Source organism: Aeromonas fluvialis, from assembly GCF_000819885.1.
Lineage (GTDB): Bacteria > Pseudomonadota > Gammaproteobacteria > Enterobacterales > Aeromonadaceae > Aeromonas > Aeromonas fluvialis.
The window spans coordinates 79339-92862 of sequence record NZ_CDBO01000067.1 but is presented as its reverse complement, the minus strand read 5'-3'; the positions used below and the strand labels follow the sequence as shown (position 1 = coordinate 92862).

General features: G+C 60.2%; 12 protein-coding genes. 4 read left to right on the top strand and 8 right to left on the bottom strand.

The features are described 5' to 3' along the window. Positions 1–138 precede the first annotated feature (138 nt). Positions 139–522 (top strand): hypothetical protein, encoded by a 384-nt coding sequence (locus tag BN1125_RS14225; protein ID WP_042013065.1) that lies wholly within the window; start codon positions 139–141, stop codon positions 520–522. Positions 523–533: 11 nt separating this feature from the next. On the opposite strand, the gene BN1125_RS14220 is transcribed toward BN1125_RS14225, so the two are convergent. Both BN1125_RS14220 and yjgA read right to left on the bottom strand, forming a co-directional pair. Further along, positions 534–1316, bottom strand: coding sequence for a gamma-glutamyl-gamma-aminobutyrate hydrolase family protein (locus BN1125_RS14220; RefSeq protein ID WP_042013064.1), 783 nt, complete (start codon positions 1314–1316; stop codon positions 534–536). Between the two features lie 390 nt (positions 1317–1706). Further along, the gene (gene yjgA / locus BN1125_RS14215; RefSeq protein ID WP_052446176.1) at positions 1707–2231 is read right to left on the bottom strand and encodes a ribosome biogenesis factor YjgA; all 525 of its coding nucleotides are present in this window, start codon (positions 2229–2231) and stop codon (positions 1707–1709) included. Between the two features lie 113 nt (positions 2232–2344). On the opposite strand from yjgA, the gene pmbA reads away from it, so the two are divergent. Continuing rightward, positions 2345–3688 carry a metalloprotease PmbA gene (pmbA, locus tag BN1125_RS14210; RefSeq protein ID WP_042013062.1) on the top strand — a complete coding sequence of 448 codons (1344 nt, stop codon included), beginning with the start codon at positions 2345–2347 and terminating at the stop codon, positions 3686–3688. A gap of 83 nt (positions 3689–3771) precedes the next feature. On the opposite strand, the gene BN1125_RS14205 is transcribed toward pmbA, so the two are convergent. The 6 genes from BN1125_RS14205 to BN1125_RS14180 all read right to left on the bottom strand — a co-directional run bounded on the left by BN1125_RS14205 (position 3772) and on the right by BN1125_RS14180 (position 11811). After that, positions 3772–6327 carry a TRAP transporter permease gene (locus BN1125_RS14205; RefSeq protein WP_042013061.1) on the bottom strand — a complete coding sequence of 852 codons (2556 nt, stop codon included), beginning with the start codon at positions 6325–6327 and terminating at the stop codon, positions 3772–3774. Positions 6328–6430: 103 nt separating this feature from the next. Next, entirely contained in the window at positions 6431–7402 is a 972-nt protein-coding gene (locus tag BN1125_RS14200) for a TAXI family TRAP transporter solute-binding subunit (protein WP_042013060.1), read from the bottom strand. A gap of 409 nt (positions 7403–7811) precedes the next feature. Then, positions 7812–9965, bottom strand: a complete 2154-nt coding sequence (locus BN1125_RS14195) for a S9 family peptidase (protein WP_042013058.1) — start codon at positions 9963–9965, stop codon at positions 7812–7814. Positions 9966–10198: 233 nt separating this feature from the next. Then, entirely contained in the window at positions 10199–10630 is a 432-nt protein-coding gene (locus BN1125_RS14190) for a DUF411 domain-containing protein (protein WP_042013056.1), read from the bottom strand. Between the two features lie 46 nt (positions 10631–10676). Beyond that, complete coding sequence (locus BN1125_RS14185) at positions 10677–11000, bottom strand: hypothetical protein (protein WP_042013055.1); 324 nt, start codon at positions 10998–11000, stop codon at positions 10677–10679. An 88-nt stretch (positions 11001–11088) separates the two neighbouring features. Continuing rightward, positions 11089–11811, bottom strand: a complete 723-nt coding sequence (locus BN1125_RS14180) for an SDR family oxidoreductase (protein ID WP_042013054.1) — start codon at positions 11809–11811, stop codon at positions 11089–11091. Positions 11812–11953: 142 nt separating this feature from the next. Between BN1125_RS14180 and BN1125_RS14175 the strand changes: the two genes are divergently transcribed. Both BN1125_RS14175 and kefF read left to right on the top strand, forming a co-directional pair. Beyond that, positions 11954–12796 carry a LysR family transcriptional regulator gene (locus BN1125_RS14175; RefSeq protein WP_042013053.1) on the top strand — a complete coding sequence of 281 codons (843 nt, stop codon included), beginning with the start codon at positions 11954–11956 and terminating at the stop codon, positions 12794–12796. Between the two features lie 101 nt (positions 12797–12897). After that, a complete protein-coding gene (gene kefF, locus BN1125_RS14170) occupies positions 12898–13494 on the top strand; it encodes a glutathione-regulated potassium-efflux system oxidoreductase KefF (protein ID WP_042013052.1) in 597 nt (198 codons plus the stop codon). Positions 13495–13524: the final 30 nt, after the last annotated feature.

Below are 13524 nucleotides of genomic sequence, written 5' to 3'. Positions count from 1 at the left end.
CCTTGTGATGGTTTTATTTCCAGCATAGCCGTTCCGGCACGGGGAAATGGTGCGTTGTGGCAGCAATTTATTTATCCTGTGCAGAACCGGGCAAAGGAGTGCGATTAAGTGAGATTTTCAAAGAAAATCATCTGTTTGATGGTTATGTTGCCATTGACTGGCTGCGATCTGCTGGTCGACAAGTACCGGGTCGAATTCCGGGATGGGTCCTGGCGCGAGATCGTCATTACCCCCTTCTCCAGTGAGGCGCACTGGCGCGAGGGGTGTGCCACCGGTGAGGTGCTGAGCGATATGAAGGTGCCCATCAAACGGGGTGACACGGTCAATGGCCGCGAGCAGTTGCTGATCGGCGGCGAGAAGTTCGAGCTGGAGGAAAACAACCTCTACCGCAGCAATGGCATGGTGTTTGGTCACTCGCCTGATCATATCCAGCGCGGGCTCAAGGGGATGGATATCTGCCGTACCCTGCGCCCCGAGCGGGGTGGGTTGCCCAAACTCAAGGCGCGAGGTTTCGGTGACTGAGCTGTCTGGGCTTAGCCTTTAGCCGTCAATGTGCAGCGCTGGCGGCAGGCATCGCCAAAGGCCTGGAAAATCTTGATGGAGTGAGGGTTTTCGTTGGCTTTCCACTCCGGATGCCACTGTACCGCCAGCAGGAAGGGTGAGAGTGTGGGGGCATGCAGTGCCTCGATCAGCCCATCTTCGGCGTGCGCCAGCGGTTCCAGACCCGCGCCAAGACGGTCGATCCCCTGGCCATGCAGGGAGTTGACCGTTATCTGTTCTGCCCCCATCAGTTCGGCAAACCAGCTGCCCGGCAGCAGTTCAATCTGATGGCTCGGCCCATACTGATCGTCGACCGGGTCGTCGGCATCCTCTCTGTGGTCGTCATAGCCCGGCTCGTTGTAGACCTTCTGATGGATATCCCCCCCCAGAGCCACGTTGATCTCCTGCATGCCGCGACAGATCCCGAGGATCGGCAAGCCACGGGCGAGGGCTCCCTTGATGAGGGGCAGGTCAAACCGGTCGCGATCCTTGTCTTGCTGCTTCTCCGGGGTGAGGTTCTCCTGGCCGTAGAGGGCAGGGTCTATGTTGGAACCAGCCCCGCTCAGATAGACCCCGTCGGCCAGATCCAGATATTGCTCCAGATCAGCGGTGCTGCAGCAGGTGGGCACCAGCAGCGGAACGCAGCTGCTGATCTCGACCAGCGGCATGATGTATTTGTGGGTCATCACCTGATAGGCGTGGCCGTTGCGGGGCTGGGCGCCCATGGTCATCAATACGACGGGTTTACGGTTGGTAAAGGGTGTGGGATTGGGCATAGGGCACCTTGGCTATCCTTGGTGGTGAAGTTTCGTCCTGTGCCTTGGGCAAGCCCTTGCAACGCCATGTTTGGCAAAGGCATGCCGAAGGCATGATCTCGCAATCCCGTGTTGCATGGGGTCAGCATCATCGATCGGAGCGGACAGCAACAGCCGGGATCTTCTTTCCAGTCTGCCAATGCTGTTCAATATGTCAAACGAAATGATGCGATACTGTTAACGGGTGTAATGCAGATATTGCTTGATTACGCATCTTATGGGTGTTTTGCGCGTATGGGTCGCCATCAGGATGAACCATGTGGTGGATATATTAAACGCACAGCGGGCGGGGGGATCAAGGGGGAGGGGGAGTGACAAACACGCCTCCGCAGGGGTGGCGTGTTTCGGGGATCACAGCAGATCTTCAATCTCGCCGCGCAGATACTTGTACATCTCACGATAGGCGACCGGCGGTGTGTTCAGCTCCCGCTCTTTGTTGGCGGTGCGGATCAGCTGGCGCAGCTTCTGGCGATCCAGATCGTGGAACTGGGCCATCAGTTCGTTGAGGGCGCTGTCACCTTCGGTGATCAGACGTTCGCGCCACTGTTCCAGACGATGCAGGCGGGCATTCACTGTGGAGTGACGATTCTTGAAGATCGACAGGGCTTCGACGATTGGCTCCACGTCGCGGCTACGCATCAGACGGCCGATGAACTGCAGGTGGCGGCGGTAGGATTCGTCTTTCTTCGGTTTGAGTTTGCGACCCAGTTCGACAGCCTCGGCAAGCTCTTCATCCATAGGCACTTTTTCCAGTTCGCTATGGCTAAGGTTGACCAGATCATCGCCCATCTTCTGCAGGGCTTCGGCGTCGCGCTTGAGCTGGCTTTTACTGGGGCCCCAGTCTTCGAACTCGTTGTCGTCTTGATATTGACTCATCGGTCTCTTGATTCCTGTCATTCACGTTTGGTGGATATGTTACCAGCTTCTCCCGCTGGGCGCAGGGGTCTGATATGCTTAGCCCCTTTCCTTCTTTGATACAGATGTGAGTTATGGATCAGCAAGACCAAATCCGCCAGGATCAAGCCCATCTCGAGGCCGTGGTTGCCGAAGCCCTGGAGATAGCCAAAGGACTGGGCGCCTCGCTGGCCGAAGTCTCCATCAGCAAGCAGACCGGGTTATCGGTGAACACCCGGGGTTGTGAACTGGAAAGTATTGAATTCAATAAGGATGGTGCCCTCGGCATCGCCGTCTATCGCGATGGCTGCAAGGGTTCATCCTCGACCACAGATCTGAGCAAGCCTGCCATTCGCGCCGCCGTGGAAGCAGCCATCGAGATTGCCCGTCACACCTCGGCCGACGATTGCGCCGGTCTGGCAGATGCCGACCTGCTGGCCTGGGATGCCCCCGATCTGCAACTGTGCCACCAGGTCGAACTGGATCCCCAGCGCGGCATCGAGTTGGCCATCGAGTGTGAGCGACTGGCGCTCGGTCGTGATGCCCGCATCAAACACTCCGACGGCGCCGGTTTTTCCAGCCACCTCGGCATCAAGGTCTATGGCAACAGCCACGGTTTCGTCAAAGGCTACGCGGCGTCGCGCAACTCCCTGAGCTGCGTGCTGATCGGCGAGCAGGATGGCGACATGCAGCGGGATTATGGCTACTCCTCCAGCCGCACCCTGGACGGGCTCTGGAGCCCGCAGCGCATCGCGGACGAGGCGGTGGAGCGTACCGTCTCCCGCCTCGGCGCCCGCAAGATTTCCACCCGCCATGCACCTGTGCTGTTCCATCCTGATACCGCTTCCGGCCTGTGGGGCCATCTGGTGATGGCCATCAGCGGCGGCAACCTCTATCGCAAGTCGAGCTTCCTGCTGGACAAATTGGGCAAGCAGATCCTGCCCGAGTGGCTCAGCATTCAGGAGTTTCCCCACCTGCTGGGCGGGCTGGCCAGTACCCCGTTCGATGGCGAAGGGGTGCGTACCCGCGACATGGATATCATCCGTAACGGCGAGCTGATGAGCTGGCTGCTTACCTCCTACTCCGCCCGCAAGCTGGGGCTGACCACCACGGGCCATGCCGGTGGCATCCACAATTGGCAGGTCTCCACGACCGGTCAGGATTTTAAGGGCATGCTGAAAGAGATGGGCACCGGTCTGCTGGTGACCGAGCTGATGGGGCAGGGGGTCAATATCGTCAATGGTGACTACTCCCGCGGTGCCGCCGGTTTCTGGGTCGAGAATGGCGAGATAGCCTATCCGGTCGAGGAGATCACCATCGCCGGCAATCTGGCCGAGATGTTCAGCCACATCGTGGCGGTGGGCTGTGACGAGGATGAGCGTTCCAGCCTCAAGACCGGCTCGGTGCTGGTGGAAAATATGAAGCTGGCGGGTCACTGATCCCCGCGTCAGCAGAGTCGATATCAATAAATGAATAAAAAGAGGGCCGCAATAGCGGCCCTCTGTCTCATTTGCCCGGCGAATTAACTCGCCTTGACGCTGCGGCGGCGCTGCAGCCAGACGATCGCCCCGAACAGCAGGAAGCCGGGGATCCACATCCACTCCTTGCGCCAGCGATCGGTGGGCGCCTTGACGGCGAGGATCTCCTGATCGAACTCCAGCCCCATGGTGGTGGCCGGGCTGCCAAAGGCGACGTTGTCGATCAGCGTCTTGCCATCCTGCTCATAGAGACTCAGCCCCAGATTGGCCAGCCGCTCCTCGCCATCCGCCCCATCCGGTACGGCGACCAGCAGGGTGAAGTTGCGCGGTTTGCCCACCGCATCTTCACCAAGGATCCGTAGCCGCAGGGTGCTCTCTGCCTCGACTTCACCCATGGTTTGGGCCAGCTGGGCAGGCGGGGTTTCGCGGTAGGGATCATGCACCATGTCCATCCAGAAACCGGGGCGGAACAGGGTAAAGGCGACCAGCAGCAGCAGCACGCTCTCGTACCAGCGGCTCTTCACCAGGAAGTAGCCCTGAGTCGCGGCGGCGAAGATCAGCATGGCGATGGTCGCCACGATGAAGATCAGCACCCCGTGGGCGAAGTCTACGTTTATCAGCAGCAGATCAGTGTTGAAGATGAACAGGAACGGCAGTGCCGCGGTTCGCAGGCTGTAGTAGAAGGCAGTGACCCCGGTCTTGATGGGATCGCCCTTGGAGACGGCGGCGGCCGCGAAGGAGGCCAGACCCACCGGTGGCGTCACATCCGCCATGATGCCGAAGTAGAAGACGAACAGGTGCACTGCGATAAGCGGCACGATCAGCCCGTTTTGCTGCCCCAGTGTCACCACCACCGGCGCCAGCAGGCTGGAAACGACGATGTAGTTGGCGGTGGTGGGCAGCCCCATGCCGAGGATCAGGCTCAGCAGGGCGGTGAGCAGCAACATCAGCAGCAGGTTGCCCATGGAGAGGAGCTCCACCAGATCCGCCAGTACCAGGCCCACCCCGGTCTGGGAAACGGCCCCCACGATAATCCCGGCGGTCGCGGTGGCAATCCCGATACCGATCATATTACGGGCACCGGCGACCAGTCCCTCCCGCAGATCCACCACGCCATCGGCAACGGTGCCGTAGTCATGTTTGCCGTCGGTGCGCAGCCAGTTGAGCAGGGGGCGCTGGGTCAACAGGATGATCACCAGCATCACGGTGCCCCAGAAGGCTGACAGGCCCGGAGAGAGGCGCTCGATCATCAGGCACCATACCAGTACCACCACCGGCAGCAGGAAGTGCAGGCCGGAGAGCAGCACGGCGCGAGTGTTGGGCAACTCGGTGAGCGGCTTGTCGGGATCTTCGGCGGGCAGCGGTTCATTGCTGGCGGCGATCTTCAACAGAGCCACATAGGTGGCAGCCAGCAGTACCGAGATCCCCGGCAGGGCGTAGTCACCCAGCGCCGGCTTGAGCCAGCCGAGGCCATAGTAGACCGCCATCGACAGGCCGCTGATGAGGGCCGCGCCAAAGGCGAAACCGGTCAGGCGACGCAGCCAGGGTTTCGGTTGATGGTTGCCGATGGGCTGCATGCCCAGTTTCAGCGCCTCCAGATGGACGATGTAGAGCAGCGCGATATAGGAGATGGCTGCCGGCAGGAAGGCGTGTTTGATGATATCGACGTAGGGGATGCCGACGTACTCCACCATCAGGAAGGCGGCGGCCCCCATCACGGGCGGCATGATCTGGCCGTTGACCGAGGAGGCCACTTCGACAGCCCCGGCTTTCTCGGAGCTGAAACCCACCTTCTTCATCATCGGGATGGTGAAGGTGCCGGTGGTCACCACGTTGGCAATCGACGAGCCGGAAATCAGACCGGTCAGGCCGGACGCCACCACCGCCGCCTTGGCCGGGCCGCCACGCAGGTGGCCGAGCAGGCTGAAGGCGAGCTGGATGAAGTAGTGACCGGCACCGGCCCGCTCCAGCAGGGCGCCGAACAGCACAAACAGGAAGACGAAGCTGGTGGAAACCCCGAGAGCGATGCCAAACACCCCTTCGGTGGTGATCCACTGGTGGTTGGCCAGCGCGGTGAAGCTCACCCCGCGGTGGGCCAGCAGTCCCGGCATCCAGGGGCCCGCCAGACTGTAGATCAGAAAGACGATGGCAATGACGACCAGGGCTGGTCCCAGGGCGCGGCGCGCCGCTTCCAGCAATAGCGGTATGCCGATACAGGCGGTCACCAGATCGGCTGTGGTGAGGGTGCCGGGACGCAGGGCCAGCGCTTCATACATCACGAATAGGTAAGACGCGGCGCCAGCGGCAATCAGGCCGAGGGCAATATCGCCGAGGGGCACCCGATCCCGCGGCGAAGAGCGAAATGCCGGGAATACCAGAAAAGCCAGCAACAGGGCGAAGGTGAGGTGAATGGCGCGGGTTTCGGTGTCATTGAGTACGCCAAACCCCACCATGAAGGGGAGTGGCGAGGCGATCCAGAGCTGGAACAGGGACCAGGCCAGCGCCAGCGCTGTGATGAGCCAGCCCATGATGCCCAGCGGCAGGCGAGCGCCCACGTCCTGGGCGATCAGTTCCTCGGTAGAGAGTTGTTTGTCTTGCATAGGGTCAACTTGTGCCATCGAGTACAACAAAAACGACACCCGCCGCCGCAAACTGCGCAGCCAACGGGTGTCGAAGCAGTGACAAAGGCCCCGGGGCCTTCAATCAGAGCCAGCCGCGCTCTTTGTAGTAGCGGGCAGCCCCTTCATGCAGCGGAGCGGAGAGCCCCACCTTGATCATGTCGGCCTCTTTCAGGTCGGCAAAGGCCGGGTGCAGGCGCTTGAAGCGATCCAGGTTGTCAAACACCGATTTGACCAGCTGGTAGACCACTTCCGGATCGGTTTTGGCACTGGTGGAGAGCACCGCCTTGCCACCGATGGAGGGGGTCGGCTTGTCGCTGCCCTTGTAGAGGCCGCCCGGGATCTCGGCTTTGGTGTAGTAGCTCTTCTCGGCCAGCAGCTTGTCGATGTCAGCGCCGGTCACCGGTACCAGTACCGCATCGGTCGTGGTGGAGGCTTCCTGAATGGCACCATTCGGGTGACCGACGAAATAGCTCATGGCGTCGATGTTGTTGTCCCCGAGGGCGGAGGCCTGTTCGGCCGGTTTCAGCTCGGAGACCAGACCGAAGTCGCCCTTCTTCCAGCCCTTGACCGCCATGATCTCTTCCATGGTGTCACGCTGGCCGGAGCCCGGGTTGCCGATGTTGACGCGCTTGCCCTTCAGATCGTCGAAGCCGGCGATGTTGGCGTCCTTGCGGGCCAGGATGGTGAACACTTCGCTCTGCAGAGAGAAGACGGCACGGATGTCATCCATGGCCCCTTCGGCCTGGAACGGGGGTAGCCCCTTTATCGCCTTGAATTGATGGTCGGATTGCATGATGCCGAAGTTGAATTCGCCACTGCGAATGCCGTTGACGTTGGCGACACCGCCGCCGCTGGCCGGGGCGTTGCACTTGATCTCATGCTCGGTGGAACCACGATTGAGGAAGCGGCAGATAGACTGGCCCGCCACGTAGTAGACGCCGGTCTGGCCGCCGGTACCTATGGTCACGAAGCGCTCCTGCGCCTGTACCGGACCACCGAATGAGATACCGACCAGAGCAGTCGACAGGGCACACGCCAAGGTTAATCCTTTCATTTTTTCTCCCTTTTCTTTGATTTTGTTTATCCGATCCCCGGATAAATTGATGGCAACCCCGTTCTGCGCCGGGCTTGCCCGCTCTTCTCGTTGCACGAAAGGGGGGAATGATCACCCCTGTCGGCGGTCACCCTCATCCCTGTGGTGAGGCTACCGACCTCCTGTCGGTCTAAGATAAATTGGCCCCTTAGGGGCCAAATAAAAAGTTGTAAGCACTCCGATTAAGCACATTACCCCAACATAAATCAAACGAAATGGCAAAATCATGGAGTTAAATCTTGAGAAACATGACCTCGATCATTCATTCTCTAGCCGAAGATTAATTTGTTGTGAAGGGAAATGGAAGAGGGAAAAACTAGGTGGGATTCTTATGCGGCCCTTGCGTGGCAAGGGCCGGCGTCATGCTGGTTCAGTTGGCCGGGGTGGCCAGATCCAGGATAAAGGCGTATTCCAGTGCGATATCCTCGTAGGCTTTGAAGCGGCCCGACTTGCCGCCGTGGCCGGCATCCATGTCGGTGTTCAGTAACAACTTGTTATCATCCGTCTTCAGCTCGCGCAGCTTGGCGACCCACTTGGCGGGCTCCCAATACTGCACTTGCGAGTCGTGCAGCCCGGTGGTGACCAGCAGGTTGGGGTAGGCTTGTGCCTTGACCTGATCGTAGGGGCTGTAGGACTTCATGTAGTCGTAGTAGCGCTGCTGGTTCGGGTTGCCCCACTCGTCATACTCCCCGGTGGTGAGGGGAATCGATTCGTCCAGCATGGTGGTGACCACATCGACGAAAGGCACCTGCGCCACCACGCCGCGATAGAGTTCGGGTGCCTGATTGATGACGGCCCCCATCAGCAGGCCACCGGCGCTGCCGCCCATGGCGTAGACCTGATCTCTGGCACCATAACCCTGTGCGACCAGCGCCTTGGTGACATCGATAAAGTCATTGAAAGTATTCTGCTTTTTCAGCAGTTTGCCATCTTCGTACCAGTGACGGCCCAGCTCTTCGCCACCCCGGATATGGGCGATGCCGTAGACGAAACCGCGATCCAGCAGGCTCAGGCGCGAGCTGCTGAAGTCGGGATCCATGCTGGCGCCGTAGGATCCATAACCATAGACCAGCAACGGATTCTTGGGCGCATCGGTCTGCTCTTTCTTGAACTTGTCCTTGCGATAGACCAGCGACACCGGCACCGATACACCGTCGCGGGCGGTCACCCAGAGTCGCTCGCTGGCGTACTGGTCGGCCTTGAAGCCTGCCACCGGCTGCTGCTTGAGCAGGGTGCGCTTGCCGCTCGCCATATCCAGCTCATAGGTGGAGGCAGGGGTGGTCATGGAGGAGTAGCCATAGCGCAGGGCACTGGTATCCGGCTCCGGGTTGTAGGCGAGCCAGGTAACGTAGGCGGGGTCGTCGAAGGCGATCTCCTTCTCGTCGCCGCTCTGCCAGTTGATCTGGCGCAGTCGGGTCAGCCCCTTGCTGCGCTCTTCCAGTACCAGCCAATCCTTGAACAGGGCGTAGCTCTCCAGCAGCACCTCCGGATTGGGGGCGATCACCGCCTTCCAGCGATCGACCGGGCTCTCTTTGGTCTCGTAGAGGCCGAAGTTCTTGCCGTCCTTGTTGGAGCGCACATAGAAGCGGCCACGGTAGTGATCCAGGCTGTATTCGTGATCCACCTGACGGGGCAGGAACAGGCGGGGGGCGTGCTCCGGCTGGTTGGCATCGATCAGCCGCGCTTCGCCGGTGGTGGTGCTGGAGAGGGCGATGACGATGAAATCTTCCGAGGTGGTGGCGTAGAGGCTGACGTAGAAGGCGTCATCCTTCTCCTCGTAGACCAGCTTGTCCGTGGCCGGATCCATCCCGAGCGTGTGGCGATAGACCTGATACGGAAGCAGGGTCTGCGGGTGCTTGCGCACATAGAAGACGGTCTTGTTGTCGTTGGCCCATACCAGATTGCCGGAGGTATTTTCCAGTTGGTCGGTGGCCCACTGACGGCTCTCCAGATCGAGGAACTGGATCCGGTACTGACGGCGGGAGAGGAAATCTTCCGCCACCGCCAGCCAGCGGTTGTTGCGGCTCACTTCCAGCGCCCCAAGAGCGTAGAATTCATGCCCTTCTGCCCGCTGGTTGCTGTCGAGCAGCAGCTTGGATTCCTGCTCTCCCAGCTTGGTACGGGAGTAGATGCCGTACTCCTTGCCCGGCTCATAGCGGGTCTGGTAGCGGTAGCCGTTCTTCACATAGGGCACCGACTCATCCTGCTGGGGAATGCGGGCCACCATCTCCTGGTAGAGTTGCTCGCGCAGTGGCTTGATTGGCTTGAGCATGGCCTCGGTGTAGGTATTCTCGGCCTCGAGGTAGGCCAGCACCTCGGGGTTCTGGCGCTCGTCATCGCGCAGCCAGTAGTAGTTGTCGATGCGCTTATCCCCATGTTTTTTCAGGGGGTGGGGGTGTTTGGCGGCCACGGGCGGCTGGTTTGGGTTTTCGTTTGTCAGCATGGCGGGCTCTTGGTTGGCATAAGAACAGGGGAGGAGTGTCAGAAAGGCTAACAGCAGAGCTCCTCGGGAAAAGGTAAACATCTCGCATCCTTGGCGCTGGAAAAGGTTAGTTGACCTGAGCATCGGCTCCATGAATTGGCGTTAAATCTGCCCCTTGTTGCCGGTGGTTGCAAGCAATCCCTTGTTATTGCAGGAAATGTAATCAAAAAAGCCGCTATCTCGCGATAGCGGCCCTCTTTCTGGCCATGAGCGGCAAGCGTCCGCTCAGGTGTGCCTCACATGATATGGGAGTGCCCTCTCATGACCAGTTTTCGTCAGCCGGGGTAGCTCGACCAGCGGTTGGTCGCGCCCTCGTTGCTGATACTCAGTACCTCATAGGGATGGCCCGGAATATCCATGCCCGGTGCACTCTGGGGCATGCCCGGAATGGTCAGGCCACGGATCGCCGGTTTTTCCCTGAGCAGCTTCTGCACATCGGCGGCCGGGACATGCCCCTCGATCACATAGCCATTGACGATTCCGGTATGGCAAGAGGCCAGTTCCGGCGCGATACCGTATTGCTGTTTTACTGCGCCGAGCTGTTCGGTTTCGATGACTTCGAGTTCGAAGCCATTCTGCTCCATGTGCTCGTTCCAGTTTTGGCAGCAGCCACAATATTTGGATTTGTAGACGGTCATCTTCTCGGCCGCGAGAGCCGAAAAGCTGACGGTACCGGCCAGCATGGCCAGTAACAGGGGTTTGTACATCACTCACCTCAGATTTAAAGAAAAGATGCCCGATACGGGATGCGTTTCAGATCTGGGTGCGTGGGGGACGTTCGAGCCGCTCGCACGGGGCGTCCGGCATAAAGAGAGAGGGGGAGGCGAAGTCGGGGCTATCCGGTTCCAGCATGGCAACCGTCAGGCTGTCGCTGCTCACCAGCGTCATCGAGAGGGCGGTGGTAAAGCTGCCGCAGGGCATCGCTTTTTCCAGGGTACGCTCGCTCTGGCTGCAGTGGGTGGTCAGGGTACAGAGGTCGGTTGCGGCCCGGCTGCCAAACGACATCAATACCAGCACCAGACTCCACAAGGGGAGCCAGCGACGGGCGTGAGCGAGTTGGCGACGGGTGAGAACCATGGAATGACTCGGAAAAAACAAGGGGCACATGGTAACCCTGTGCCCCGGGGGAGGGTCAAGCCCTCCCCATGGTGTCAGTCAGCCCGGATTAAGATTGCTGACGGGTCGCCGCCAGCACGATCTCGCGCACGCAGACGTTGGCTGGCTGGTTCCAGGCGTAGAGCACGGCATCGGCGATCACTTCCGGCGCAATGACGCCGCCCATCTGATCTTTCCAGTCGTGGTAACCGGCCTTGATGCTCTCGTCAGTGGTATGGCTGAGCAGCTCGGTCTCGACCGCACCAGGGGCAATGGTCACCATCCGCACGCCGACATCAGCCACCTCTTCCCGGATGTTCTCGGTCAGGGCGTGCACGGCGAACTTGGTAGCGCAGTAGGCAGCATGGTTCGGGAAGGTCTTGCGACCGGCGATGGAGCTGATGTTGATGATGGTACCGCTGCGGCGCTCTTTCATGCCTGCCAGCACTGCGTGGACGCCGTTCAGCACCCCCATCACGTTGATGTTGAGCATCTGCTGCCATTCGGCGGGATCCTGCACATCGGCCTGACCCAGCAGCATGACACCGGCGTTGTTGACCATGCAGCCGACCGGGCCAAATTTGGCTTCTGCCTGCTGGACGGCGGCTTTCATGGCGGCGGTGTCGGTCACATCGACCCCGATGCAGAGGGTATCGGGCAGGTTCAGCGCCTGCATCGGCTCGACCCGACGGGCCAGCAGCAGCAGCGGATGACCGGCAGTGGAGAAGGCTCGGGCGATGGCGGCACCGATCCCGGCGGAGGCGCCGGTGATCACGACGAGAGATTTGGACATGGGTCTTTCCTTCTGATTCAAGAGTCGGTTTGAGCAAACGAGTGGCTGGCCAGCACGGAACCCAATCACTATAGTCACTGCATCTATAAGTGATAAATATTGTTTTCCGCTGGTTATCATCTGAAAAAACTATGGTTGGTTTATGCTGGACTTGAGATTGCTGCGTTTCTTCATCGCCATCTATGAAGAGAAGAACATCACGGCAGCGGCAGAGCGCTGCCACGTCAGCCAGCCCTCCCTCTCGGCGGGGCTGCGCCAGCTGGAAGAGGCGCTCGGTGACAGCCTGTTTGTCCGCGGCAAGAAGGGGGTGGTGGCGAAAGATCCGGCCCACTATCTCTATCCCCACGCGGTCAAGCTGGTGGAGGAGGCGCGCCGTTTGCCGGCGCTGTTTCGCCAGAAAGCGACGCGTGCGAGGCTCAATATCGCCATCATGCCGGACTTGAGTCGCCGCCGGGTGGCCGGACTGCTGCAGCGGCTACAGGCGGTGCTGCCCGAGCTGGATCTCACTCTCTCCGACTACACCACGCCTGCCGACTGTCGACTGACGCTGGATGCCCTGCGCCGGGAGGACGAGATCTTCTTGCCGTTGTGGGAGGAGGATTACGTGCTCTGCGTGCCGGTCGAGCATCCCCTGGCCAGTCGCGAGAGGATCGAACTGACCGAGCTGCAACATTATGATTTTATTGAATGCCCGCCCTGCGAGGCCCATCAGCAGACCATAGGACTGCTGGCCTGTGACCGGCTTACCCTCAATCTGGTGGCCAAGGCCGAGAGCAAGGGACTGGTGATGGCGCTGGTGCTGGCAGGGGTGGGTATCAGCTTTCTGCCGGACGGGCTGGTGGAGGATGAAACCGGGCTCTGTACTCTACCGGTTAGCGGGCCGCGGATGTTTCGCCGGATTGGGCTCTGCTATCCCGCCCACCAGACCCTCAATCCGGCGCTGCGGGAGCTGATCCCCGAGTTGGCAGGCTATGGCGCTTCCTGATAAGGTCGCTCTCCTGTGCACCTTTACGATGCAGCTCCCCAGACTCCCCTTTTCTGTTTACCTCGCCTTGCACAGCAAGGCTTTGTTCGGGTGATGTGGTCATGAAACGCATTCTGGTTATTTTTTCCCATCCCGCTCTGCAGAGCTCGCGGGCCAACAAGCAGCTGTTGCAGGCGATTGAGGGGCTGGAGGGGGTCACGGTTCACGACCTCTATCAGCACTATCCCGACATGTTCATCGATGTGAAGCGGGAGCAGGCGCTGCTCTCCGAGCACGATATCATCGTCTTTCAACACCCATTTTACTGGTACTCCTGCCCGGCCATCATGAAAGAGTGGATGGATCTGGTGCTGGAGTATGGCTACGCCTACGGTCCCGAAGCCCACGCCCTCAAGGGCAAGCAGTGGCTGAGCGCCATCACCACCGGCGGGGCGCCGGAGTCCTATTGCAGCGAGGGTTACAACAGCCGACCGCTGCTCGATTTTCTGCTGCCATTTCAGCAGGCTGCCACCTTGTGCGGCATGAACTGGCTGCCCCCCTTCGTGCTGCACTCCTTTCACAAGATCAAGGATCCCGCCGCCCTGCGCCACAGCGGTCAGGATTATCGCCAGCTGCTCTGCGCCCTGCGTGACGATCAGTTGACCCCGGAGCAGCTGGCCGGGCGTCCTTATCTACGCGACTTGCTGGAGGTGCTCTGATGAAACACGGGCAGCTTGTTGGCCGAGCCC

Bases quoted from the DNA above. Each gene is read 5' to 3' on its own strand.
- BN1125_RS14175 (WP_042013053.1), top strand. From the start codon at position 11,954: ATGCTGGACTTGAGATTGCTGCGTTTCTTCATCGCCATCTATGAAGAG.
- kefF (WP_042013052.1), top strand. From the start codon at position 12,898: ATGAAACGCATTCTGGTTATTTTTTCCCATCCCGCTCTGCAGAGCTCG.
- BN1125_RS14205 (WP_042013061.1), bottom strand. From the start codon at position 6,327: ATGCAAGACAAACAACTCTCTACCGAGGAACTGATCGCCCAGGACGTG.
- BN1125_RS14185 (WP_042013055.1), bottom strand. From the start codon at position 11,000: ATGGTTCTCACCCGTCGCCAACTCGCTCACGCCCGTCGCTGGCTCCCC.
- pmbA (WP_042013062.1), top strand. From the start codon at position 2,345: ATGGATCAGCAAGACCAAATCCGCCAGGATCAAGCCCATCTCGAGGCC.
- BN1125_RS14195 (WP_042013058.1), bottom strand. From the start codon at position 9,965: ATGTTTACCTTTTCCCGAGGAGCTCTGCTGTTAGCCTTTCTGACACTC.
- BN1125_RS14180 (WP_042013054.1), bottom strand. From the start codon at position 11,811: ATGTCCAAATCTCTCGTCGTGATCACCGGCGCCTCCGCCGGGATCGGT.
- yjgA (WP_052446176.1), bottom strand. From the start codon at position 2,231: ATGAGTCAATATCAAGACGACAACGAGTTCGAAGACTGGGGCCCCAGT.
- BN1125_RS14190 (WP_042013056.1), bottom strand. From the start codon at position 10,630: ATGTACAAACCCCTGTTACTGGCCATGCTGGCCGGTACCGTCAGCTTT.
- BN1125_RS14225 (WP_042013065.1), top strand. From the start codon at position 139: ATGGTTATGTTGCCATTGACTGGCTGCGATCTGCTGGTCGACAAGTAC.
- BN1125_RS14220 (WP_042013064.1), bottom strand. From the start codon at position 1,316: ATGCCCAATCCCACACCCTTTACCAACCGTAAACCCGTCGTATTGATG.
- BN1125_RS14200 (WP_042013060.1), bottom strand. From the start codon at position 7,402: ATGAAAGGATTAACCTTGGCGTGTGCCCTGTCGACTGCTCTGGTCGGT.